We start from the raw sequence: 23,890 nt of genomic DNA on the forward strand, positions 1-23,890 counted from the left end.
CGAAGAGGACGTCGTTGCCGTCACCTCCGGAGATCACATCGTTCGCGCCGCCCGCTTGACCGCCGTGTTGCGGGAATCCCGCGTATTCGAGACGCTCCCGCGCCACCGCCCGAACCATCGCCGAAGATCAGATCGCCCTGGCTGGTGCCGAGCAGCTGGTCCGCCTGCGCGGAGCCGGCTTGTGCGGTGAAGGTCGGATCGGTGTTGTTGTTGGATCCCGCGTGGCCGTAGCCGGACCCGTCGCCATAGGCAACGATCCCGCCGCCGTCGTGGAGGATGCCGAAGTTGAGCGAGCCGCTCGCCGTGTCGGTCGTCGCGCCGGGCTTGGACACGTCGAAGCCCGCTGAGGCGAAGACACCGCCGGATTGCAGCGACGCGTTGTCCTGGCTGTAGGCGATGCCGACATGACCGTCCATCACCTGCTGCAAGGAGACGCTGCCACCGCTGGCCAGCGTGACGCCGTCGACGCTGAGGGTGACGTTGGTCGTCTGCCCGAAGGTGATCAGCACCTCCGCGGGCGCAGGGTCGGACAGGCCCAGGTGCTCGGCCGTCAGGCGCTCGGTCCCCAACGGCGTGTTGGGCAGCAGGCTGTCGTTCCCATCGGTGTTGGCCAGCGAACGCCCATCGAGCTCGAGGGTCCGGGCCGCCACGAAGGTCGGCAGCGAATGATTGATCGTCAGCGTGTACGGCGTGGCCGCGCTCACGTTGCCTGCAGGATCGTGGGCGGTGATGCCCAGTGCGTGCACGCCTTCGTGCAGCGAGACCTGGACCTCCGTCGTGGAACCCGTCAGCGCGCCGGTGGCCAGCAGCTCGCCCGCGTCCATCACGCCGTTGCCGTTCCGGTCGTCGAAGAGGTCGAAGCGGGCGCCGGCGGCCCCTGTGATCTCCAGCGCGACCGATTCCAGCGTGGTCACCTGGTCGCCAGCCGTCCCCGTGTCGCTGCCGACCGCGAGCTGCACGGTGGGCGCCGCGGGCGCCTGCTGATCCAGCGTGATGGCGAGGTCAGCCCCGGCGGCGCTCTTTCGCCCGAGCGAGTCCACGGTGTAGGCGTGGAGGTGGTTGACCCCGTCGACGAGCTGCACGGCCCCGCTGCCGTGCGCATCCCGTGCGGAAAGGACGATCGAGCCTGCGGACTCGCCGACATCCTCCTTGCCGTTCTGGTTGAAGTCGTTGAAGAGCTTCACCGTCGTGCCCGCCGTGCCGTCCACCTGGATCGACACGGTGCGCTGGTTGGTGAGGAGGTCGCTGCTGCTGTCGCCGGTATCGTCCGCCGCCGCGAGGCCCAGCGTGGGGGCGATCGGAGCGGACGCCGCGACCGAGAGGGTCTGGATCGCCGACACGCTGCGGTTGCCCGCGACGTCGGTCGCCAGGACGCGCACCTCGTAGCTGCCGTCGGCCAGCGCGACGGCGCTGGCGATCTCGTCACGAGCGCCGATCTGCAGGTGATCGGCGATCAGCGTCCGCTCGCCCGCGTCGATCTGGCCGTTGCTGTTCAGATCCTCGAAGACGCTCACGCGGCTGCCCTTGTCGGCGGTGATCTCGAACAGCGGTGTCGCCGACGTCGATACCGGCACGCCATTCAGGGTCGTGCTGTCGGGCCCGCCCAGTTCCGGCTTGCCCACGGCCGGCGCGGTCCGGTCGATGACGACCGTCCGCGGCGCGGAGACGTTGCCGGACAAGCCGTTGATGTCCTGCTGATAGGCCCGCAGCACATGGCTCCCCTCCGCGAGGCTGAAGACCAGCGCGGCCTGGGCGTTCCCGTCCTGCACGGGCGCCGACGCCAGCAGCTCGCCGTCGTCCTGCCTGCCATTGCCGTTCAGGTCGTCGAACAGGTAGACGGTGTTGCCCGCATCGCCGCTCACCTGCGCATGGAGTGTCGAGCGGCTGGTGATCAGGTCGTCGGCGCGGTCGCCGGTGTCGTCCGCCGGCGCCAGCGTCCATGACGACGTGGCGATCGGCTTGCTGAGGATGCCGATGGTCTGGATGTCGGAGACGCTTCGATTGCCCGCGGCATCGGTCGTGATGACGCGCAGGTCGTGGCGGCCTCCGCTCAGGCTGATGTCGCTGTCGACCTCGTCCTGGCCGCCGAGCTGCGTGTGCTCGGCCAGGGTCTGTTCGTCCGCGCCCTGCGCGCCGTCGCCGTTCAGGTCCTCGAAGACGAGCACGCGGGCGCCTTTCTCCGCAGTGAGCTCGAAGGTCGGCATCGCGTTCAGCGACACCGGCAGGCCGTTGACGGTCAACTGCTCCGAGCCGCCCAAGGCCAGCGTCGCCTGAGCGGGGGCGGTCTTGTCGACCACCACGATCTGCGGCGTCGACAGGTCGCTGGTGAAGCCGTTGTCGTCCTGCTGATAGGCCATCAGCACGTGGCGACCCTCGGCCAGGCTCGCCGGCAGCGACACCGGCGTTCCTGCCTGAGCGGACGCCGGTCCCTGCCCGATCAGTTCGCCGTCATCCAACTGGCCGTTGCCGTTGAGATCGTCGAACACGAACACGGTGTTGCCTGGCTCGCCGCTGACCTGCAGATGCAGCAGGGACTTGCTCGTGATGCCGTCCGAATCCTTGGCGCCGCTGTCTTCCTGAGGCAGCAGGCCGACCCGGGGCGCCGGCGGCGGCGTGGTCGCCACGCCGATGGTCTGGAGGTCCGAGACGCTGCGATTGCCCGCGGCATCGGTGCTGAGGATGCGCAGCGGATGCATGCCGTCGCCCAGCGCGACGGTGCTCTCGACGGTGTCCATGGACCCGGTCTGGAGGTGGGTGAGCAGCGTCGGCTCATCGTCGTTCTGCACGCCGTCGCCGTTGCGATCTTCGAAGACGGCAACCTGGCTGCCCCTTTCCGCCGTGATCGAGAAGCTCGGATGCGCCACCAGCGAGAACGGCATGCCGCCGCGCGTGACCTGGTCCGGGCCGGTCAGCAGCAGCCTGGCGCCGACAGGGGCGCTGTTGTCGACGACCACGGTAAACGGCGCGGAACTGGCACCCGTCAGGCCGTCGGCATCCTGCTGATAAGCCAGCAGATCGTGTCGCCCTTCCTTCAGGGTGACCGTCAGCGTCGCCTCCCTGGCGCCGGGCGGGATCAACGCTTCACCCAGGGCCTCGCCGTCGTCCGGCTTGCCGTTGCCGTTCAGGTCCTCGAACAGATGGACGGTGTTGCCCACGCTGCCCGAGAGGGAGACATGGAGGAGCGAGGACTGGGTGATGCCGTCGTCCGACCGGAGCCCCGTGTCGTCGGCCGCGCCCAAGCGCACGCCGACCCCGGGGAGGAGGGTGCCTACCGCGATGGGATGGGGCTGATCCGCGACGGGAAGCGCGATGGCGACCGCATTGCCGGCGGCATCCACCAGCTTGTCGAGATCATCCGCAGTCACGCCGACGACGCTGATCGTGCCCGAAGCCGCATAGTCGGTCGGCTGCACGTCGTACTCGAACACCAGCCGGCCGTCGGCCGTCGTGGCCGTGTAGGCAGCCTGGACCGTGTGGCCGCCGAGGTCGAGACCCAGGGTCGGCGAACCGACGACGAGCGTCGATTCATCCGTCGACAGCGTGACACGCAGCTTGTCGCCGGACACCAGCTTGCCGGTCTTGTCATCGCCATGGCTGTCGATGCCGGTCAGCGTGACGCTCCGCATCACCGGCGCGATCGTGTCGCCGCTCGCGCCGAGGGCCTTGTTCAACGCGACACGCAGGTCGTCCGTGCGACTCGTCCCGGGCAGGGCGTTGAACGCCTGGGCCAACTGCGCGGACAGCGGGGGCTGGTCCGGTGCGCCGGCCTTCCACTGGTAGTCCGTTCCCGAGGTGTCGATCTGGCCCAGCAGTCGCGACATCGCGGCATCGTCGCCGCCATCGGTCGACGCGGCACCGGACAACAGCGCCAGCACGCGTCCGTAGTCGTTCGAATGGCCGCTGATGCTGCCGTCCTGAAGGATCACGGGGCTGGCGGTGCTGGCCGTGATGTCGGAATCGCCCAGGCCGAGCAGTCGCGACAGGGCCGTGTTGGCGTGCGTCACGGCGGCGCTGTCGGCCGGGAGCTTGCCATCGGTCGGCGCCAGCACCCGCACCGCGAGCTCGGTGACGGCGGTGACGTTGACCTGCAACTGGGTGTCGTTGCCGCGCACCGCCGCGGCCCTCAGCGGCGCGGCCAGGTCCTTGCCGGCGTGCGTGGCCACGTCCACGTAATCGACGTTGCCGCCCGTGCTGAAGACCGTCACCAGCAGGGGACCGGCGTAGGCGCCGTTCAGGCCGTTGATCTGGTAGCGCCCGTTCGCATCCACCGTGGACGCGCCGAGCACGCGACCGCTGGTGTCGCGGACTTCGACGCGCAGGTCGTTGCTCGGCAGCACCGGCCCCGCCGTGATCGTCCCGAAGACCGAGAACGGATCAGCTGTCGCGCCGGCCGGCGACGACGCGGCCGAGGCCATCGACGCGGTCGAGGTCGAGCTTCCGCCATGTCCTTTCGACGACCCCATGGCGACGGCGAGCAGCGCGCCGCCCGCGGCGACGATGCTGGCCAAGGGCCCCCAATGCTCGGAGAAGCTTTTCGGTTCCGGTGCGGACAGGGCGCTGAGCTTGCCGCCGAGCGGGTCGGCCGTCCCCGTGGCCTCCGCGACCGGCGACGGCCCGCCGTTGAGCCAGACCGCGGCATCGTCGGGCGGCGGCGTGCTGACGGCCACCGACGCCAGATCGCCGATCTCCATCCGGCCGGCCTGGCGCAGCAAGGCGCTGCCGGCGACCTCGGTATCGTCGAACTGGAGGGTGAACTCGGGATCCATCATGGCGCGGATCGCGCCGTCGGGGACCACGGCCGTCTTGCCGGACTTCAGGACGATCACCAGGTCGGTGTCCATCAGCCGGATGTTGTGGATGTCGGCGAGCGAGGCCTGGACCTTGATGACGGTCTTCTTGCCGGGGGCGGCAGCGGGAGTGAGGGAAGTGTTAGCCATTGCGCGGCTCCATGGAGAGTGGGGATCAGCTGGCGTTCGAGGCCAGCGCGACATCCGGTGCGGGGTTCACGGGGGGACGGACGTTCGTGTCGACGGCAGCCGCGAGCCGATCGGCCTGATCGAGCTGCAGGGCGAGCACCGAGCGCAGCCGCCCGGCCACGTCCTCGAAGGCCAGCCGGCACTCCTGCAGGGCGTGCCGCAGGTCGACGCCGGCCTGCGCGTCCTGCGCGGTGGACTGCGTCATCAGGGCGTGCATCCCGGCGGTCGTCTCGGCGACGCGCTCGACGGTCCGCGTCTGATCGCGCAGCGATTGCAGCAGGGCCTGGGACGTGCTGACTTCCTGCGCGCGCAGCCGGGCCAGTTGCTCATTCATCTGCGACCAGGCGTCCAGCCACAGCTGCGGATGGCGCAGCCCGGCCAGGGCGGCGACCTGCTCGTCGAGCTTTCGGGTCAGCGACAGCAGGGCCGACACGAAGCGTTCGGACGCCAGGTCCCGGTCGTCCCGATGGTCCCCATGGTCCCGGTCATCCGAACGGCGGACGCGGGCCGGCGTGGCCAGGGCGATGCCGTTGAAGGCATCGAACATCGCGTCATGGACCGTGGCGTTGACACGCAGCCGGACGTTGTTCACCGCCACCAGCGTGAGACCGAGGATGAGCGAGCCCAGCAGGCCGTACAGGGAAGCGATGAACGCGGTGCCCATGCTCTTCATGGGGGCCTGGAGCTTGAGCAGCATGCCGCTGAAGAGGCTGGCGGGATCGCCGCCGGAAGCGGCGCTCATGCCGGAGAAGAGGGCCGCCAGGTCCTGCAGCGCGCCCAGCAGGCCGATGAAGGTGCCGACCAGGCCCAGGCCCACGAGCGCTCCGGCGATGAAGCCCGGCAGGGACAGCCGCTCCGCATAGGCGAGTTCGGCAGCCTGGAGCCGGCGCTCCAGTTCCTGCCGGTTCACCTCCTTGGGGTGAAGCGCGTGTTCTGCCACGAGCGCATACGCATCGCGGTACGGCGACCGGAGCGCCGTGAAGCCCAGGCGCGACGCGAACTGCTCCGGAGCCGCATCGCGCCACGCGCGGGCCGTCTGCGCTTCCCGGGTCAACTGGTGCAGGACCAGCCAGGCGAGCGCGACGGCGGCGGTCAGGGCCCCCAGGATGATGTAGACCAGGGCCGGGTGGGGCGTGTTCCGGATCGAGCGTAGGATGTCGTCGCCGAACCACAGAGCGCCGCCGCCGGCCACGAGGGTGAATGGCCATGCCGCGCGAAGCCAGTCGCCGGCGGTCATCAGTTTGAATCGAGTATTCATGGCTGTTGCCTGTTCAGGAATTTCTGGAAGGGATATGGAATATGGATACCTGTGGTCCCGGGGTATGTGATCCGGTTTTCTGGGGCTCGTGGGTGATTGGTGCCGGGCCGGTGTTTTGAGCTGGCGGTTTCAAGCCGCTCCCTCGGGACGAGGAGGCTCAAGCGGCTCGAATGCACAAGAAAATTCCCGATGGACATTCCGAAGACGAATTGTTCAGCTCGAAATTCGTATTTGAATGACACGAGTTGGCGCCAAAACTCGGGAGTGCGCAGCTATGGGCTGGTCAACCAGCAATATTGGGTGGGAAGTTGCCGCTCATGATTTGTCGGATGACAACCCGGCGGCTGCGGCGGACGCGAGGGCGTATTTGCCGGCCGCCTGATTTTTGCGGTCGCGGATCACCTAAGATTCCCGCGTTTCTTCATCCGAACGAAGGGTGCTGCGATGCCGGTGATCCTGGTGGCCAATCCCAAGGGTGGGGTGGGTAAGAGCACGCTCGCGAGCAATATCGCGGGGTATCTGGCCCATCGTGGCCGTGCGGTGATGCTCGGCGACATCGATCGCCAGCAGTCCTCCGCGCGCTGGCTGGCGCAGCGTCCCGCCCAGGTGCCGGCGGTCCGGGGCTGGGAGCTCGCCTCGACCGAGCAGTTGCGAGCCCCCAAGGGCGTCTCGCACGCGGTGCTCGACACCCCCGCCGGCCTGCACGGCAAGAAGCTGACGCAGGCGCTCAAGGTGGCGGACCGCGTCGTCGTGCCGCTGCAGCCCAGCCTCTTTGACATCCAGGCGACATACGACTTCGTGCGCGAACTGCAAGATGCGTCCCAGGATCGCGGCAAGCCCGGCGACAAGTCCAACGGCGGGCCCGACATCGGCCTGGTGGCGATGCGGGTGCGCGAGGGGACGCTGTCGCAGCAGCAGTTGCACCAGTTCATCGAGCAGCTCGGGCTGCCGCTGCTGGCCGAGCTGCGCGACACCCAGAACTACGTGCAACTGGCCGCTCGCGGCCTGACGCTCTGGGACATCGCCCCCGGCCGGGTGGCCCGCGATCTGGAACAGTGGCAACGACTCTGCGCCTGGCTGGAGCGGCCGGTGAAGGAAGGCAAGGCCTGACCCCTTGCCTCCCGTTCCCGGGACCTGCCGGCGCTGAAGTTTTCAGAACGACAGGAGACCGGGATGCGGATGTTCGAGAAGCTGGAAGACCTGGCGCCCCTGGTGGGGCAGGAAATCGGCGTGTCCGACTGGATCGCGGCGGACCAGCCGCGGATCCAGGCCTTCGCCGACGCGACCGAGGACCAGCAGTGGATCCACACCGACCCGGCGCGCGCCGCGGAGGGTCCTTTCGGTACCACCATCGCGCATGGCTTCCTGACGCTCAGCCTGCTGCCGCGCTTCTACGAGACCGCCTTCCGCGTGAGGGAGGTCCGCATGGGCATCAACTACGGACTGGACCGCGTGCGTTTCCCGGCACCGGTGCCGGTCGGCAGCCGGCTGCGGGGGCGCTTCGTGCTCAAGCGCCTGGAGCCGGTCGACGGTGGGGTGCAGATGATGGTCGAGGTGACCGTCGAGCGCGAGGCCGGCGGGAAGCCGGTCTGCATCGCGGAATCGCTGACGCGCCAGTACCGCTGATCTGCCTCTCCAACGAGTCTCCGACGGGTCTCCGACGACTCGCCGATGACGCCCAGACCGGCGGGCGATGACCGCCCGTCGGTGGCATTTCCATCATTTCAGACGCTGGATTTTTCCGCCGTCACACTCGACGGACGGCCTTCACACGTCGATACCGCGATGTGCGAATACAAAAATGTCAGTTTGCCAATAGAACTTTCTACTGTTTCAGATGCCACCGTAAGGGGGAGTGCCTGCCTGGAGGCGCCCGCCTATGATCGCGCCCTGATTCGAAAGTTATTCGGTGCGGCCGGTGGGGAGTCTCCCCTCGTCGAAGTCCGACCATCCAAGGAGAGACACCCGTGAGGGTTTTGCTGATCGACGACCACCCGCTGATCCTGGCCGCGCTCCAGACTGTGATTCAAGGCCTGGGAGAAGATGTGCAGGTGCTGGGCGCCGACAGTGCGGCTCAGGCGCGCGACACGCTGAAGTCGCGCCAGGACTTCGACCTGGTGCTGCTGGACCTGAACCTGGGCGACGCCAGCGGATTCGACGTGCTGGAAGAGTTCCGCGCGCAATACCCGTCGCTGCCGGTGGTGGTGATTTCCGCCTCCGACCGCGCCAGCGACGTGATCCGCGCGATCGACCAGGGCGCGATGGGGTTCATCCCCAAACGCACCAGCAACGACGTGCTGGCGCAGGCGCTGAAGCTGGTGATGTCGGGCGGGATCTACGTGCCGCCGATGTCGCTGGGCTCGGACGTGGCGCCGGAACCGGAGCCCGTCGCCATCGCCGACGCCACGTCGGGGAACGCCAAGCTGCATCAGGTCCAGGCGCTGGCCAGCCAGGCCGGCTACCAGACCACGGCCGGGCTGGAGAGCCTGCAGCTGACGCCGCGCCAGACCGATGTGCTGGCGCTGCTGCTGCAAGGCAAGCCGAACAAGATCATCGCGCGCGAACTGGGCGTGTCGGTCGAGACGATCAAGGACCACGTCGCCGCGGTGTTGAAGGCGCTGGGGGTCAGCTCGCGCACGCAAGCCGTGCTGGCGGTGGGGCAGATGGTCCAGCGGCAGCCGAACGCCGCGTTCACCACCTTCCGCTGAGACCGGTTCAGACGTCCCCGCGACGCTCGCCGAAGCAACAACGCCGGGCTTGACCCGGCGTTTTCCATGGCTGACGGCCATCGCTGGCGAAGGTCGCCGGCAGTCAGCTCGGTGAGTAGGCCAGCCGCACGTAGATCGGCGCGAAGGCTTCCGCCTGCGTGATCTCGACGAGGCGCTCGCGCGCCAGCTCAAGCATCGCGATGAAGGACACGACGAGCACCTGCGGGCCCTTGTCCAGGTCGAACAGGTCCTCGAACTCCACGAAGCGCTCGCCCTGGAGCCGGCGCAGCAGGTGCGACATGTACTCGCGCACCGACAGCTGTTCGCGCGAGATCTTGTGGTGCTGGTTGAGCTTGGCGCGACGCATCAGGTCCGCCCAGGCCGCGCGCAGGTCGTCGACGTGCACGTCCGGCAGCCGCGGCGCCAGCGACTGCTCGATGTGGATCTGCGCCCGCAGGAAGTCGCGGCCCAGCACCGGCATCTGATCCAGCCGCAGCGCCGCCTGCTTCATCTGCTCGTACTCGAGCAGCCGGCGGACCAGTTCCGCGCGCGGATCCTCGACCTCGCCGCCGTCCTCGGACTTCTTGGGCGGCAGCAGCATCCGCGACTTGATCTCGATCAGCATCGCGGCCATCAGCAGGTACTCGCTCGCCAGCTCGAGGTTGTGCTTGCGCAGTTGCTCGACGTAGCTGAGGTACTGCCGCGTGACCTCGGCCAGCGGAATGTCGAGGATGTTGAAGTTCTGCTTGCGGATCAGGTACAGCAGCAGGTCCAGCGGCCCCTGGAACGCTTCCAGGAAGACCTCCAGCGCGTCCGGCGGGATGTAGAGGTCCTGCGGCATGGCGAACAGCGGTTCGCCGTACAGCCGCGCGACGGCGACATGGTCGACCGTTTCAGGCGTGGAAGCGTCGCCGCCCTGATCCGCCGGGGGATCCGGCAGCGTCAGGGCGGTGTCACGGTGGTCGTCTGCGCTGCTCACGCGGGGAACGACGGGCGGGCCGGACGGGGCGGGGAGGCCGCGGTCCCGCTTATTCGGACTTGGTCTGGTAGACGTAGGGCTGCTGCGACACGCGCGCGTCGTTGTAGCCGGCTTGCGCCTGGCGGTCCTGCTCGCGGTCCCACAGCAGGGCGCGGCCGGCGCGCTGTTCGGCTTCCAGCGTCGGCTTCTGGGCCTTCAGTCCGTTGATGAACTGTGTGACTTCGGATTCGTACTTCTTCCAGAACAGCGGCATGGCGAATTCTCGTGTGTGAACAGTGAATCTTAAGGTATTGACCAGGCAGAGTCCGAGGCGCCGGCTCCGCCGGGCCTTCGGGCTCGCCCCCTTGAGGGGGCCGGCGTCAGCCGGCAGGGGGTGGGCTTATCGCACGCGCATGCCCGGCTGCGCGCCCGGGAAGGGTTCCAGCACGAAGATGCCGGGATTGGCTTTTTCATCCGCGTGGCTGGCGGCCAGCACCATGCCTTCGGACACGCCGAACTTCATCTTGCGCGGCGCCAGGTTGGCGACCATCACGGTCAGCTTGCCCTCGAGCTGCTCCGGCTGATACGCGCTGCGGATGCCGCTGAACACGTTGCGCAGGCGGCCCTCGCCGACGTCCAGCGTCAGGCGCAGCAGCTTGTCCGAACCGTCGACCAGCTCGGCCTTCACGATCCTGGCGATGCGCAGGTCGACCTTGGCGAAGTCGTCGATCTTGATCTCGGGCGCGAGGTCCTCGCCGCCGGGCACGACCTTGGGCGGCGCGGGCGGCTCGAACAGCGCTTCCAGCAGCTTCGGGTCGACGCGCTGCATCAGATGCTCATAACCGCCGATCTGGTGCGCGCCCAGCGCGCGATCGGCGTCGACGAAGGTCATCGGCGCGACCTGCAGGAAGGCCTCGACCTTGGCGACCAGCGCCGGCAGCACCGGCTTCAGGTAGATCGACAGCAGGCGGAAGGCCTCGATGCAGACCGTGCAGACGTCCTGCAGGACCTGGTCCTTGCCTTCGAGCTTGGCGAGGTCCCAGGGCTTGTTCTGGTCCACGTACTCGTTGACGCGGTCGGCCAGCAGCATGATCTCGCGCAGCGCCTTGCCGAACTCGCGGGTCTCGTACAGCTCGACGATCGTCGCCTTGTGCGCGCGCAGGCCGTCCAGCAGCGCGCGGCCCTCGACGCCGACATCCGCCGACAGCTGGCCGCCGAAACGCTTGGACAGGAAACCCGCCGCGCGGCTGGCGATGTTGATGTACTTGCCGACCAGGTCCGAGTTGACGCGGGCGACGAAGTCCTCGGGGTTGAAGTCGACGTCCTCGACCCGGCTGTTGAGCTTGGCGGCCAGGTAGTAGCGCAGCCACTCCGGGTTCATGCCCAGCGACAGGTACTTCAGCGGATCCAGGCCGGTGCCGCGGCTCTTGGACATCTTCTCGCCGCCGTTGACGGTCAGGAAGCCGTGCACGAACACGTGGTTCGGCGTCTTGCGGCCGCTGAAGTGCAGCATCGCCGGCCAGAACAGCGTGTGGAAGTAGGTGATGTCCTTGCCGATGAAGTGGATCTGCTCGGTGGACTCGTCCTTGATGAAGGCGTCGAAGTCGCGGCCGATCTTGCCGAAGTAGTTCTTCAGCGAGGCCAGGTAGCCGATCGGCGCGTCCAGCCAGACGTAGAAGTACTTGCCCGGCGCATCCGGGATCTCGATGCCGAAGTAGGGCGCGTCGCGGCTGATGTCCCAATCGCCCAGTCCGCCCTTGCCGTCCTCGTCCTTGGCGAACCATTCCTTGATCTTGTTCAGCACTTCCGGCTGCAGCCGGCCGGGCGCCTGCGTCCACTGCTCGAGGAAGTCGACGCAGCGCGGATCGGACAGCTTGAAGAAGTAGTGCTCGGAACTCTTCATCACCGGCGTCGCGCCGGTCAACACCGAGAACGGGTTCTTCAGCTCCGTCGGCGTGTAGACCGCGCCGCAGACCTCGCACGAGTCACCGTACTGGTCCTTCGCGCCGCACTTCGGGCACTCGCCCTTGATGAAGCGGTCGGGCAGGAACATCGACTTCTGCGGGTCGAAGAACTGCTCGATCGTCTTGACGGCGATCAGCTCGTTGGCGCGCAGCGACTTGTAGATCTCCTTGGACAGCTCGTGGTTCTCCGCGCCGTCGGTGGAGTGCCAGTTGTCGAAGCTGATGTGGAAGCCGTCCAGGTATTGCTTGCGCCCCGACGCGATGTCGGTGACGAACTGCTGCGGGCTTTTGCCGGCCTTCTCCGCCGCGATCATGATCGGCGCGCCGTGCGCGTCGTCGGCGCAGACGAAGTGCACCTCGCTGCCCTGCATCCGCTGGAAGCGCACCCAGATGTCGGCCTGGGTGTACTCCATGATGTGGCCAATGTGGAAATTCGCATTGGCGTACGGGAGGGCGGTGGTGACGAAGATCTTGCGTGTCATGGCGCGATGGGGCCTGCTTTGGGGCTGCGGTTCTCCTCCCCACGCCCGGACCCTGGATGGGCCGTGCGGTCGCGCGAGGGGGAACCGGCCATTTTAGGCGCCGGATGGCGGAGATGGGCGCGCCGCGTAGCGCTGGGCGAGCCACGAGCACAGGATCAGCTGCAGCTGGTGATAGAACATGATCGGCAGGACGATCACGCCGACCGCCGGATGCGCGCCGAACAGCAGCTTGGCCATCGGCACGCCCGAGGCCAGCGTCTTCTTCGAGCCGCAGAACACCGCGGCGATCTCGTCCTCGACCGGCAGCCCCATCGCGCGGGCCGCGAGGCGGCTCAGCACGATGACGACCGCCAGGAACAGCGCCGCGCCGAGGGCGGCCTTGACCAGCAGTTCCGCGCCGTGGTCGCGCCACAGGCCCGAGGCCACCGAGTCGCTGAACGCCGACAGCACCAGCAGGATGATCACCCAGCGGTCGATCAGCGTGATCCGCGACTTGTGGCGCGTGTAGAAGCCCAGCAGCACCGGACGCAGCAACTGGCCGGCGACCAGCGGCAGCAGCAGCAGCTGGGTCAGTTTCCAGACCGCCTCGCCGAAGGGCAGCGTCGCGCCGCTGGTGCCGGCCATCAGCGCCACCAGCAGCGGCGTCAGCACGATGCCGAGCAGGCTGGAGACGCTGGCGTTGAAGATCGCGGCCGGCACGTTGCCCCTGGCCAGCACCGTCATCGCGACGGACGACGAGATCGTCGACGGCAGCGCGCAGAGGTAGGCGAAGCCGAGGGCCAGGTCTTGCGGCAGCCAGCGGCCGAAGAGGGCGCTGAATCCCCACCACAGCAGCGGGAAGAGGGCATAGGTGCTGAGCTGCACCAGCACGTGGACCTTCCACTTGAGGGCGCCGTCGCGCAGCGCCGCGGCGGACAGGCCCAGCCCGGTCAGGAAGAACACCAGCGCCACGCCCCAGTTGCTGACCACCTCCAGCCGCAGCCACCCGCCGCTGCGGCCCAGCTCCGGCCAGAAGCTGGCCAGCGCCACCGCGCCGACCAGCGCCAGCAGAAACCACTCCTTGCGGAGCCAGGACCGGATGCCCATCGCGAACCTTTCGCCAGCGCGCGGCCGGCACGTCACCACCATCGGGGAGCAGGAGACCTGACGGAGGCCAAGCGTGGCCCGAGCAGGAAGAAAGGCAGGGACTCTATCGGGACCGTGACTTGCCCGCCTGTCATTGGCCTTGCCGTCCCCCGATTTGACCGCTTGCTGAAACGCTGGTCGCCCCGGATGTCGGATTCGTGACGCGGCCTGGTGCATTCGTGACGGCATTCGCCCAGCGGGGCGCGGCCGTCATCGGCAGATCTGACCGGATTTGTAACGGTACGGGGGCCTGTCGCAGCGCCCGGACACCCCTCGGCACCCCGTCGAAGGGGTGTCCGACCTCGTCCTGCGGTTCAAGCAAGCGCGCTAAATGCTTGATTTCAAAGACCGCCGAAAGCTATCCACCGAGACTGTGGATAACTGTGTGGGAAACCTGCCGGGGACTGCTCTAAACCCTTGATCGACGGACTCTCGAGGTTCCGTGCCTCATTTCCGGGCAAGCGAAATCGCGCTATATGAATCAATGACTTGGCGGCGTCCCGGGAAAACGAGCAGCTGCGACGCAGCAGCGGGCTCCGCCGGACCCGTGGAGCGGCTCAATGGGGATAAGTCAAGCCCCGCATCCTCGATTTTTGGGTTGACAACCCTCCGATGACGCCGGAAGAGGCGACCGGCGGAACCGGCCGTCGTCCCTCCGAACGGACGATCTATCCCCCGCCCCTGTGGACAAGCATGTGTGTCACCTGGCGATGACGCTTGCAAGTGCTTGTCACGACCGGTATTCCGGTGGTTTGCTCGAAAATGAGGCGACCCGTGGCCGGTTCGTGACGACGCGGGGACGGAACATGACAAGCCTGCGATGGGGCACTGATGGGTTTCAGCACCGCGCGGGCGGGCAGGCCCCTAAAGGGAGGACCTCGCCGCACCGCTAAAATCCGCGACTTTGCAAACGCATTCCTCATTTCTTTCATGACGCAGGCAGTGGCGGGCAATTCATCGGGGCGGTCGGCCGCCGGCAAGTCCCCGGAACTTTTTGAACTGAAGAGCGCCTCGCTGAGCCTGCTCGCCCTCGTCCTGAAGACGGCCGATCCGGCCGCGCTCGACGCGGAACTCCAGGCCAAGCTGGGCGAGACGCCCGACGCGTTCCACCACGACCCGCTGCTGCTCGACCTGAGCCAGCTGCCGGCGGTGGCGGACGCCGCCGAGGCGACGGAGCAGCGCGCGGAGCCGGTGCCGGCGATCGACGGGCAGGGGCAACTGAGCCTGGAGGCCGAGAGGCCGACCGACACGGCCGGCACGGCCGGCGAGGCCGCCGAACCCGTCGCCCGCGTGGACATCGCCGCGCTGCTGCCGCTGCTGCGCCGTCACCGCCTGCAGCCGGTGGGCGTGGTCGGCGCGAACGCCGCGGAACTGGCGCAGGCGGCCCGACTGGGCCTGGCCGAGGCGCCCGACCTGCCGGTGCGCGCCGAACGCGAGTCCCGTGAGCCTCGTGTCGAGAAGGTCGTCCAGCAGGTGATCAAGGAAGTCGTCGTCGAGCGTCCGGTGGAAGTGCCGGTGCCGACCGAAACCAAGACCGTCTACGTCGACAAGCCGCTGCGCTCCGGCCAGCAGGTCTACGCCAAGGGTGCCGACCTGGTCGTGCTGGCGGCGGTGAACCACGGCGCCGAGGTGATCGCCGACGGCAGCATCCACGTCTACGCGCCGCTGCGCGGCAAGGCGATCGCGGGGGCACGCGGCAACACCGACGCGCGGATCTTCGCGCAGCAGCTCGAGGCCGAGCTGATCGCCATCGCCGGCATCTATCGCACCAGCGAGAACCCGCTGCCGGACAACGTCCGCGGCAAGGCCGCGCAGGTCCGCCTGGACGGCGAGAAGCTGCTGATGGAGCCGCTGGGCGCCTGAGCCCGCGGACCATCCCCCACCAGACACTCTGAAAAAAGGACCTCGACCCATGACCAAGATCGTTGTGGTGACTTCCGGCAAGGGCGGCGTCGGCAAGACCACCACCAGTGCCAGCTTTGCCACCGGCCTCGCGATGCGCGGCTACAAGACCGCGGTGATCGACTTCGACGTCGGCCTGCGCAACCTCGACCTGATCATGGGCTGCGAGCGCCGCGTCGTGTACGACCTGATCAACGTCATCAACGACGAGATCAAGCTCAGCCAGGCGCTGATCAAGGACAAGCAGCTGGACAAGCTCTTCATCCTGGCCGCCTCGCAGACGCGCGACAAGGACGCGCTCAAGCAGGAAGGCGTCGAGCGCGTGCTGGAGGAGCTCAAGGCGATGGAGTTCGACTTCATCGTCTGCGACTCGCCGGCCGGCATCGAGACCGGCGCGCTGATGGCCATGCACTACGCCGACGAGGCGCTGGTCGTGACCAACCCCGAGGTCTCCTCGGTGCGCGACAGCGACCGCATCCTGGGCATGCTCAACAGCAAGACCAAACGCGCGATCGAAGGCAAGGAGCCCGTCAAGGAGCACCTGCTGATCACGCGCTACAACCCCAACCGGGTCGAAGGCGGGCAGATGCTTTCGCTCGAGGACATCCACGAGATCCTGCGCACGCCGCTGATCGGCGTGATCCCGGAAAGCGAAGTGGTGCTGCAGGCCTCCAACCAGGGTCTGCCGGCGATCCACATGAAGGGAACGGATGTTGCCGAGGCCTACGCCGATGTCATCGCCCGCTTCCTGGGCGAGGACAAGCCGATGCGTTTCGTCGAGGCCGTGAAGCCGGGCTTCTTCAAGCGTCTGTTCAGTCGCTGACACCCAAGGGAGAGACCATGGGATTCATGTCCTTCTTCCTGGGCGAAAAGAAAAGCACCGCCAGCGTCGCCAAGGAGCGCCTGCAGCTGATCCTCGCCCATGAACGCAACGGTCGCGGCGCAAGCCCCGACTACCTGCCGCAACTGCAGCGCGAGCTGCTCGCGGTCATCTCGAAGTACGTCTCCATCAACCCGGACGACATCAAGGTCCACATGGAACGCCAGGACGACCTCGAAGTCCTCGAGGTCAAGATCGAGCTGCCGGAAGGCCGCAAGCTCTGACCCTCACAGCCTGAAGACAGCGACCGCCTGATTCAACTGGGCGGCCTGCTGCTTCAGGCTCTCGGCCGCGGCGGCCGATTCCTCGACGAGCGCGGCGTTCTGCTGCGTGACCTGATCCAGCTGCGTGATGGCGTCGCCGACCTGGTCGATGCCCTGGCTCTGTTCGGCGCTCGCGTTGCTGATCTCCGCGATCAGGACCGAGACCTGCTGCACCTGGTCGACGATCTGGCCCATCGTCTCGCCCGCCGAACCCGCGATGCGCGTGCCGGCCTCGACCTTGGTGCCGCTGTCGCTGATCAATGTCTTGATCTCCTTGGCAGCCGCCGCGCTGCGCTGCGCCAGCGCGCGCACCTCGCTGGCCACGACCGCGAAGCCGCGTCCCTGCTCGCCGGCGCGTGCCGCCTCGACGGCTGCGTTCAGCGCGAGGATGTTGGTCTGGAACGCGATGCCGTCGATGGTGCCGATGATGTCGGTGATGCGACGCGAGCTCTCGTCGATCTGACGCATCACCGCCACCACCTGCTGCACCGCCTGGCCGCCCTCGGCCGCGACCGTGGAGGCGCTCTGCGCCAGTTGCGTCGCCGTGCGCGCGGTCTCGGCGTTCTGCTTGACCGTCGCGGTGAGCTCTTCCATCGACGCGGCCGTCTGCTCGAGGTTCGCCGCCTGCTCCTCGGTCCGCTGCGACAGGTCGGCGTTGCCGCTGGCGATCTCGCCGGTGCCCGTCGCGATCGAGTCGCTGCTCATCCGCACCTGACCGACGATGCGGGTGAGGCTCTCGTTCATCCGCTGCAGCGCGCCCAGCAACTGTCCCGTCTCGTCGCGGCTGTCGACGCGGATCTGCGAGCGCAGATCGCCGGCCGCGACGGCCTCGGCGACCTTCACCGCCTGCGCCATCGGCGTCACGATCGCGCGGCTCAGCAGCCACGCGGTGAACAGCCCCACCGCCGCGATCACGACGGCGCCCAATCCCGCCTGCCAGCGCAGCGCCGTGCGCGCGTCGGCCGCAGCCTGTCGCGCCTCCTCCGCATGGCCTTCCTGCATCGCGACGAACTGTCCGATCGCGTCGAGGTAGACCTTCACCGACGGCACGTACTCGTTCTGCACGATGCGGCTGGTGGCGCTCCAGTCGCCGGACGCGCCGGCCTCGCGCGCCTTCTTGCTGGCCGCGAGCAGCGTCTGCCCCAGCCCGACGATCTCCTTGAGCTTGGCCTGGTCCTCCGGCCGCTTGGCCTCCGCGGAGATCCGCTCGCGCAGCTTGGCCACCTCCGGCGCGTCGTTGGCGATGTTGGCCTTGAAGAGTTCGCCCACCGCCGGGTCCGAACTGATCGCGCTGGCCATGCTGCGCGCCACCGCCGTCTGCGTCATGCCGTGCCACTGGACGGACTTGCGGATGATGTCCTGCGCATCGTGGATCGCCGCGGTGGACTCGCTGGTGATGCGATCGCTGCGCCAGAGCGTGAACATGCCCACCACGAGCATCGCCACGATCAAGAGCACGATCGCGCCGTTGAGCTTGCTGGTCAGGGGAAGGTCGTTGAGCCGCATCGTTGTCTCCTGGAGGTTCTGGTTTTTCGATGAGAGGACCTGGACGCACCGATTCTGAGCATCGCTTCGTGACGCTGCCAAGAGTGATTGCGCCCGTCGCGGTCCCGTGTAATCCCCTATGCCGGAAACGCCGCCGCGTCACTAGGGTGACGCGAGGCGCCCGGGGGCGGTCGATAGACTGACTCGAACAGCCGAAATCAAGGCGCCCGTGCGCTCCCGGATCGCGTCCCGCGCGGCCCGGCAGCCGAGAGGCACCGGCCACAATATCCAGGAGACGACATGGCACTGATGGGCCAGATGATGTCGATGCCCTTGCTGATCTCATCGTTGATCCAGCATGCGGCGCGCCATTCCGGGGATACCGAGATCGTCAGCAAGCGGGTCGAGGGCGACCTGCATCGCACCACCTGGGGCGCGGTGGAGTTCCGCGCCCGGCAGCTCGCGCAGGCGTTCGCGCGGCTCGGGCTCCAGCCCGGCGAGCGCGTCGGCACGCTGGCCTGGAACGGCCACCGCCACCTCGAGATCTACTACGGCACGTCCGGCTCCGGACTCGTGTGCCACACGATCAATCCGCGCCTGTTCCCCGAGCAGATCGCCTGGATCTCCGGCGACGCCGACGACCGCGCGCTGTGCTTCGACCTGACCTTCCTGCCGCTGGTCGAGAAGATCGCGCCGCAGCTCGGCCAGGTGCGCCACTTCATCCTGATGAGCGACCGCGCCCACATGCCGGCCGAGTCCTCGATCCCGAACCTGCGCTGCTACGAGGAACTCGTGGACGCCGAGGACGGGCATTACGTCTGGCCCGAGTTCGACGAGAACACCGCCTCCAGCATCTGCTACACGAGCGGCACGACCGGTCATCCGAAGGGCGCCGTCTACAGCCACCGCAGCTCGGTCCTGCATGCCTACGGCGCGGCGTTGCCGGATGCGATGGCCGCTTCGCGGCGCGACGTGATCCTGCCGGTGGTGCCGATGTTCCACGTCAACGCGTGGGGGCTGCCCTACAGCACCGCGCTGGTCGGCTGCAAGCTGGTGCTGCCCGGGCCGCACCTGGACGGCAAGTCGCTCTATGAGCTCTTCGAGACCGAGAAGGTCACCTTCAGCGCCGGCGTGCCCACCGTGTGGCTGGGGCTGCTGAACTACGTCGGCGCCAACGGCCTGAAGTTCTCGACCTTCAAGCGCACGGTGATCGGCGGCTCCGCCTGTCCGCCGGCGATGCTGCGCACGCTGATGGACGACTACGGCGTCGACGTGATCCACGCCTGGGGCATGACCGAGATGTCGCCGCTGGGCACGCTGTCGCGGCTCAGCAGCCGCCAGCTGGAACTGCCCCAGGAACAGCAGCGCCGCCTGCTCGAGAAGCAGGGCAAGGCGATCTACGGCGTGGACATGGCCGTCGTCGACGACGGCGGCCGCGCGCTGCCGTGGGACGGCAAGAGCTCGGGCAACCTGGTCGTGCGCGGTCCCTGGGTGATCGACAGCTACTTCGGTCATGAGGGCTCGCCGCTGATCCGCGTCACCGGCGAGGACGGCCGCGATGCCGGCCTGTGGTTCCCCACCGGCGACGTCGCCGCGATCGACGCGGACGGCTTCATGCAGATCACCGACCGCAGCAAGGACGTGATCAAGTCCGGCGGCGAATGGATCAGCTCGATCGACGTCGAGAACATCGCGATGGCGCATCCCGCCGTGCACGAGGCCGCCGTCATCGCGGTCGCGCATCCAAAGTGGGACGAGCGGCCGCTGCTCGTCGTCGTGCGCAAGCCCACCGACGCGGGCGCGGCGCTCACGCGCGAGGACGTGATCGGCTTCTACGAGGGCAAGATCGCCAAGTGGCAGGTGCCCGACGACGTCGTCTTCGTCGACGAGATCCCGCACACCGCCACCGGCAAGATGCTCAAGCTCAAGCTGCGCGAGCAGTTCAAGGGCCACAAGCTGCCGGGCTGCTGAGCCCCCGCCTTCCCGCGACCCCGCGCGTCATCGGGATCCCTGCGATTTCCTTGCTGTTCAGCGTCCTACATCAACAACATCTCCGGAGACAGACATGAACCAGACCCGCAAGCTTTCGACCTTCGTCACGCCGCGCCGCACGGTGCTCGCCGCGGTCGCCATGAGCGCGCTGTGCGCCGCCACCGGCGCCTACGCGCAGAAGGGCGAGACGGTGAAGATCGCCTGGATCGATCCGCTGTCGGGCCTGATGGCGCCGGTGGGCCAGAACCAGGTGAAGTCCTTCCAGTTCTTCGCCGAGAAGTTCAACGCCACCAACCCGGCCGGCGTGAAGTTCGAGATCATCCCGATCGACAACAAGCTCAGCCCCGCCGAGTCGCTCAACGCGCTGAAGTCCGCGATCGACCAGGGCGTGCGCTACGTGACGCAGGGCAACGGCTCGGGCGCGGCGCTGGCGATCATCGACGCCGTCAACAAGCACAACGAGCGCAATCCCGGCAAGGAGGTCGTGTACCTCAACCACTCGGCCGTCGATCCCGACCTGACCAACAGCAAGTGCAGCTACTGGCACTTCCGCTTCGACGCCGACACGTCGATGAAGATGGAAGCGATCACCACCTTCCTGAAGGACCAGCCCGACGTCAAGAAGGTCTACCTGCTCAACCAGAACTACGCGCACGGCCACCAGGTCGCGAAGTACGCGAAGGAAGGGCTGGCCAAGAAGCGGCCGGATGTCCAGATCGTCGGCGAGGACCTGCACCCGCTGGCCCAGGTGCGCGACTTCGCGCCCTACGTCGCCAAGATCAAGGCCAGCGGCGCGGACACGGTCATCACCGGCAACTGGGGCTCGGACCTGGCGCTGCTGGTGAAGGCCGCCTCCGAGGCCGGCTACAACGGCAAGTTCTACACCTACTACGCCGGCGTCACCGGCACGCCGACGGCCATCGGCGCCGCGGGCGCGGGGCGTGTCTACCAGGCGGCCTACAACTACAACAACATGGGCGGCCAGATGGACACCTGGGCCAACGAGTTCAAGGCCAAGTTCAACGACGACTTCTACACCGGCAGCGTCATCCACATCTACTCGGCGCTGGGCGCGGCGATGGCCAAGGCCAAGAGCACCGATCCGGTGAAGGTGGCCGCGGCGCTCGAAGGCCTGAAGTTCAAGTCCTTCAACGGCGACGTCGAGATCCGCAAGGGCGACCACCAGCTGCAGCAGCCGATCTACATCTCGCGCTGGGAAAAGGTCGACGCCAAGCGTCCGTACAACGTCGAGAACACGGGCTTCAACTTCGCCGTCGTGAAGACCTACGACGCGTACGTCAGCTCCACGCCGACGAGCTGCCAGATGAAGCGCCCGGGTTGACGCGTCTCCCTGCTGCGCGAGCCGATCTCTGGCCTGCAGTGCTCGCCGTACAGGAGTACGGCTCCGCGCTTCGGCCCGACCTCGGCCCGCTCGCGACGGGATCCACGCCAACCCGGCTCGTTGAATGAGGATGATGTCTTGGAACAGATACTGATCAACCTGCTGAACGGCCTGTCCTCCGGACTGCTGCTGTTCATGCTGAGCTCCGGCCTCACGCTGATCTTCAGCATGATGGGCGTGCTGAACTTCGCGCATGCCAGCTTCTACATGCTGGGCGCGTACGTCGCGTACTCCATCGCCGGGTGGATCGGGTTCTGGCCCGCGTTGTTCCTCGCGCCGCTGGTGGTGGGCGGCCTCGGGGCCGTGTTCGAGCGGGGCGCGCTGCGGCGCGTCCACAAGTTCGGCCACGTCCCCGAACTGCTGATCACCTTCGGCCTGTCGTATGTCGTGCTGGAGCTGGTCCAGCTGGTATGGGGCCGCACGGCGGTGCCGTTCCCGCCGCCGCCGTCGCTGCAGGGCGCGGCCTTCACGCTGGTCCACGCGCCGGGCCAGGCGCTGCAGCTGGCCTGGGGCGACGCGCCGGCCGCGGTCTGCGCCGCGGCCAGCTGCTCCAAGTTCCCGCTGACACGCGCCTTCATGATGCTGGTCGCGCTGTTCATGCTGCTGTCGCTGTGGCTGCTGCTCACACGCACCCGCATCGGCCTCGTCATCCAGGCCGCGCTGACGCATCCGGAGATGGTGGAATCGCTCGGCCACAACGTGCCGCGCGTGTTCATGCTGGTGTTCGGCAGCGGCTGCGCGCTCGCGGCGCTGGCCGGCGTCATCGGCGGCGTCACCTTCGTCACCGAGCCATCGATGGCGGTGCTCGTCGGCTCCATCATCTTCGTGGTGGTCGTCGTCGGCGGCATCGGCTCGCTGGCCGGGGCCTTCGTCGCCTCCATCGTCATCGGGCTGCTGCAGACCTTGCCGCTGACCATCGACGCGTCGCTGGCCCAGGTCTTCAAGCTCGGCCCGGACACCTTCGGCTACCCGCTGCTCAAGCTCTCGCTGGCGCAGGTCGCGCCCATCCTTCCCTACCTGCTGATGGTGCTCATCCTGATCTTCCGGCCCAAGGGCCTGCTCGGCACGCGGGAGGGCTGATCGATGTCCGTGGTCATGCCTTCCTCCTCCGCGCCCGCCGTTCCGCCGACGGCCTCGTCTCCGGGCCCGTCGTCCGCGACCCCGTCCGGCGGCGCGCATCGCGTCCATGCCCGCGCGAAACGCGGCGAGACCTACCACTTCAAACCGCACAACGTCGGCCGCTGGCTGATCTGGGGCTTCTACGCGCTGGCGCTGTTCGTCGCGCCGCTGATGTGGACCAGCGGCCTGGCGCAGACGATGCTGTCGCAGATGGGCATCGCGATCATTGCGTGCCTGTCCTACAACCTGCTGCTCGGGCAGGGCGGCATGCTGAGCTTCGGCCACGCCGTCTACACCGGGCTGGGCGCCTACCTGGCGATCCACACGCTCAACGTCGTCGGCGCCGGTCAACTGGCGTTGCCGGTCGGGCTGGTCCCGATCGTCGGCGGCTTCGCGGGCCTGTTCTTCGCGGCGCTGTTCGGCTACGTGTCGACGAAGAAGTCGGGCACGCCCTTCGCGATGATCACGCTGGGCCTGGGCGAGCTGATCTGGTCGATGTCGCTGATGCTGCCGGAGTTCTTCGGCGGCGAGGGCGGCGTCTCCTCCAACCGTGTCGTCGGCAAGGCCGTGTGGGGCATCACCTTCGGTCCCCAGATCCAGGTGTACTACCTGATCGCGATCTACGCCTTCGTCTGCACGGCGCTGCTGTTCGCGTTCACGCGCACGCCGCTGGGCCGCATGCTCAACGCGGTGCGCGACAACCCCGAGCGCGTCGAGTTCATCGGCTACGACACGCAGTGGGTGCGCTTCCTGGCGTTCCTGATCGCGGGCTTCTTCGCTGGCGTGTCGGGCGGGCTGTCGGCGCTGAACACCGAGATCGTCAACGCCGAGGTCGTCGGCGCGGCGCGGTCGGGCGCCTACCTGCTGTTCACCTTCCTCGGCGGCGCGACCTTCTTCTTCGGACCCATCATCGGCGCCGTGCTGATGGTCGTGGCGACCGTGCTGCTGTCGGAACTGACCAAGGCCTGGCTGCTCTACCTCGGCCTCGTGTTCCTGTTCATGGTGATGTACGCGCCGGGCGGCATCGCCTCGCTGATCATGATGAACCTGCGGCTGGCGGCCTTCGGCAAGCTGCGGTCGTTGTGGCCCTCGTATCTCGGCCTGGCCGGCGCGGCGCTGACGATGCTGGTGGGCGGATCGGCGATGGTGGAGATGCTCTACCACCTGCAGCTCAACGAGGCGCTCGGCCCGCAGATGAGTTACCTGGGCGTGGCGTTGAATGCGAAGAGCGTCGAATCCTGGTTCGGCGCGGGCTTCGTGCTGCTGACCGGCCTGGGCCTGTTCGAACTCGTGCGCCGGGAGTTCCGCGCCGAGTGGGACCGGGCGCAGGAAGAGATCGAGAAAGAGATCAAGCGGAGGGAGAGCCTGTGAGCGAG

The 23,890-nt window shown here is 67.7% G+C and carries 17 protein-coding genes; 10 read left to right on the forward strand and 7 right to left on the reverse strand.

Annotated elements, in window-relative coordinates:
- Positions 1-20 precede the first annotated feature (20 nt).
- Positions 21-4,937 (reverse strand): Ig-like domain-containing protein, encoded by a 4,917-nt coding sequence (locus tag ACFJIX_RS15230; protein ID WP_377161437.1) that lies wholly within the window; start codon positions 4,935-4,937, stop codon positions 21-23.
- Between the two features lie 25 nt (positions 4,938-4,962).
- Positions 4,963-6,234 carry a hypothetical protein gene (locus tag ACFJIX_RS15235; RefSeq protein WP_377161439.1) on the reverse strand — a complete coding sequence of 424 codons (1,272 nt, stop codon included), beginning with the start codon at positions 6,232-6,234 and terminating at the stop codon, positions 4,963-4,965.
- A gap of 444 nt (positions 6,235-6,678) precedes the next feature.
- Here ACFJIX_RS15235 and ACFJIX_RS15240 point away from each other — a divergent pair, with 444 nt between their 5' ends.
- From ACFJIX_RS15240 to ACFJIX_RS15250, 3 genes are all read left to right on the forward strand, one after another.
- On the forward strand, positions 6,679-7,344 hold the full coding sequence (locus ACFJIX_RS15240) for a ParA family protein (RefSeq protein WP_377161441.1): 666 nt from the start codon (positions 6,679-6,681) through the stop codon (positions 7,342-7,344).
- Positions 7,345-7,407: 63 nt separating this feature from the next.
- Positions 7,408-7,860 carry a MaoC family dehydratase gene (locus tag ACFJIX_RS15245; protein ID WP_377161443.1) on the forward strand — a complete coding sequence of 151 codons (453 nt, stop codon included), beginning with the start codon at positions 7,408-7,410 and terminating at the stop codon, positions 7,858-7,860.
- 341 nt (positions 7,861-8,201) lie between these two features.
- Entirely contained in the window at positions 8,202-8,942 is a 741-nt protein-coding gene (locus ACFJIX_RS15250; RefSeq protein WP_377161445.1) for a response regulator, read from the forward strand.
- Between the two features lie 103 nt (positions 8,943-9,045).
- On the opposite strand, the gene ACFJIX_RS15255 is transcribed toward ACFJIX_RS15250, so the two are convergent.
- The 4 genes from ACFJIX_RS15255 to ACFJIX_RS15270 all read right to left on the reverse strand — a co-directional run bounded on the left by ACFJIX_RS15255 (position 9,046) and on the right by ACFJIX_RS15270 (position 13,432).
- On the reverse strand, positions 9,046-9,921 hold the full coding sequence (locus ACFJIX_RS15255) for a segregation and condensation protein A (RefSeq protein WP_377161447.1): 876 nt from the start codon (positions 9,919-9,921) through the stop codon (positions 9,046-9,048).
- A 49-nt stretch (positions 9,922-9,970) separates the two neighbouring features.
- A complete protein-coding gene (locus ACFJIX_RS15260; protein WP_377161449.1) occupies positions 9,971-10,174 on the reverse strand; it encodes a DUF3460 family protein in 204 nt (67 codons plus the stop codon).
- Positions 10,175-10,300: 126 nt separating this feature from the next.
- Positions 10,301-12,346, reverse strand: a complete 2,046-nt coding sequence (metG, locus tag ACFJIX_RS15265) for a methionine--tRNA ligase (protein WP_377161451.1) — start codon at positions 12,344-12,346, stop codon at positions 10,301-10,303.
- Positions 12,347-12,439: 93 nt separating this feature from the next.
- On the reverse strand, positions 12,440-13,432 hold the full coding sequence (locus ACFJIX_RS15270) for a bile acid:sodium symporter family protein (protein ID WP_377161453.1): 993 nt from the start codon (positions 13,430-13,432) through the stop codon (positions 12,440-12,442).
- 969 nt (positions 13,433-14,401) lie between these two features.
- On the opposite strand from ACFJIX_RS15270, the gene minC reads away from it, so the two are divergent.
- Genes minC through minE form a run of 3 tightly spaced genes read left to right on the forward strand, consistent with a single transcriptional unit; the run spans position 14,402 to position 16,477 of the window.
- Positions 14,402-15,334, forward strand: coding sequence for a septum site-determining protein MinC (gene minC, locus ACFJIX_RS15275; RefSeq protein WP_377161455.1), 933 nt, complete (start codon positions 14,402-14,404; stop codon positions 15,332-15,334).
- 49 nt (positions 15,335-15,383) lie between these two features.
- Entirely contained in the window at positions 15,384-16,196 is an 813-nt protein-coding gene (gene minD, locus ACFJIX_RS15280; RefSeq protein WP_297526444.1) for a septum site-determining protein MinD, read from the forward strand.
- A 17-nt stretch (positions 16,197-16,213) separates the two neighbouring features.
- Entirely contained in the window at positions 16,214-16,477 is a 264-nt protein-coding gene (minE, locus tag ACFJIX_RS15285) for a cell division topological specificity factor MinE (protein ID WP_088403459.1), read from the forward strand.
- Positions 16,478-16,480: 3 nt separating this feature from the next.
- Here the strand turns inward: minE and ACFJIX_RS15290 are convergent, their stop codons facing one another.
- Positions 16,481-18,022: a methyl-accepting chemotaxis protein gene (locus ACFJIX_RS15290; RefSeq protein ID WP_377161458.1), complete on the reverse strand. Its 1,542-nt coding sequence runs from the start codon at positions 18,020-18,022 to the stop codon at positions 16,481-16,483.
- A 279-nt stretch (positions 18,023-18,301) separates the two neighbouring features.
- Between ACFJIX_RS15290 and ACFJIX_RS15295 the strand changes: the two genes are divergently transcribed.
- From ACFJIX_RS15295 to ACFJIX_RS15310, 4 genes are all read left to right on the forward strand, one after another.
- On the forward strand, positions 18,302-19,972 hold the full coding sequence (locus ACFJIX_RS15295) for a 3-(methylthio)propionyl-CoA ligase (protein ID WP_377161460.1): 1,671 nt from the start codon (positions 18,302-18,304) through the stop codon (positions 19,970-19,972).
- A gap of 160 nt (positions 19,973-20,132) precedes the next feature.
- Positions 20,133-21,335: a branched-chain amino acid ABC transporter substrate-binding protein gene (locus ACFJIX_RS15300; protein WP_377161793.1), complete on the forward strand. Its 1,203-nt coding sequence runs from the start codon at positions 20,133-20,135 to the stop codon at positions 21,333-21,335.
- Between the two features lie 195 nt (positions 21,336-21,530).
- On the forward strand, positions 21,531-22,475 hold the full coding sequence (locus ACFJIX_RS15305; protein ID WP_377161795.1) for a branched-chain amino acid ABC transporter permease: 945 nt from the start codon (positions 21,531-21,533) through the stop codon (positions 22,473-22,475).
- A gap of 15 nt (positions 22,476-22,490) precedes the next feature.
- Positions 22,491-23,885, forward strand: a complete 1,395-nt coding sequence (locus ACFJIX_RS15310; protein WP_377161462.1) for a branched-chain amino acid ABC transporter permease — start codon at positions 22,491-22,493, stop codon at positions 23,883-23,885.
- Positions 23,886-23,890 lie beyond the last annotated feature (5 nt).

It is taken from the genome of Roseateles sp. UC29_93, assembly GCF_042695725.1.
Lineage (GTDB): Bacteria > Pseudomonadota > Gammaproteobacteria > Burkholderiales > Burkholderiaceae_C > Roseateles > Roseateles noduli_A.

Coding starts and splice junctions, on each gene's coding strand:
- ACFJIX_RS15290 (WP_377161458.1), bottom strand. CDS start 18,022: ATGCGGCTCAACGACCTTCCCCTGACCAGCAAGCTCAACGGCGCGATC.
- ACFJIX_RS15260 (WP_377161449.1), bottom strand. CDS start 10,174: ATGCCGCTGTTCTGGAAGAAGTACGAATCCGAAGTCACACAGTTCATC.
- ACFJIX_RS15245 (WP_377161443.1), top strand. CDS start 7,408: ATGCGGATGTTCGAGAAGCTGGAAGACCTGGCGCCCCTGGTGGGGCAG.
- ACFJIX_RS15230 (WP_377161437.1), bottom strand. CDS start 4,937: ATGGCTAACACTTCCCTCACTCCCGCTGCCGCCCCCGGCAAGAAGACC.
- minC (WP_377161455.1), top strand. CDS start 14,402: ATGACGCAGGCAGTGGCGGGCAATTCATCGGGGCGGTCGGCCGCCGGC.
- ACFJIX_RS15310 (WP_377161462.1), top strand. CDS start 22,491: ATGCCTTCCTCCTCCGCGCCCGCCGTTCCGCCGACGGCCTCGTCTCCG.
- ACFJIX_RS15300 (WP_377161793.1), top strand. CDS start 20,133: ATGAGCGCGCTGTGCGCCGCCACCGGCGCCTACGCGCAGAAGGGCGAG.
- metG (WP_377161451.1), bottom strand. CDS start 12,346: ATGACACGCAAGATCTTCGTCACCACCGCCCTCCCGTACGCCAATGCG.
- ACFJIX_RS15295 (WP_377161460.1), top strand. CDS start 18,302: ATGGCACTGATGGGCCAGATGATGTCGATGCCCTTGCTGATCTCATCG.
- ACFJIX_RS15305 (WP_377161795.1), top strand. CDS start 21,531: ATGCTGAGCTCCGGCCTCACGCTGATCTTCAGCATGATGGGCGTGCTG.
- ACFJIX_RS15240 (WP_377161441.1), top strand. CDS start 6,679: ATGCCGGTGATCCTGGTGGCCAATCCCAAGGGTGGGGTGGGTAAGAGC.
- ACFJIX_RS15235 (WP_377161439.1), bottom strand. CDS start 6,234: ATGAATACTCGATTCAAACTGATGACCGCCGGCGACTGGCTTCGCGCG.
- ACFJIX_RS15270 (WP_377161453.1), bottom strand. CDS start 13,432: ATGGGCATCCGGTCCTGGCTCCGCAAGGAGTGGTTTCTGCTGGCGCTG.
- minE (WP_088403459.1), top strand. CDS start 16,214: ATGGGATTCATGTCCTTCTTCCTGGGCGAAAAGAAAAGCACCGCCAGC.
- minD (WP_297526444.1), top strand. CDS start 15,384: ATGACCAAGATCGTTGTGGTGACTTCCGGCAAGGGCGGCGTCGGCAAG.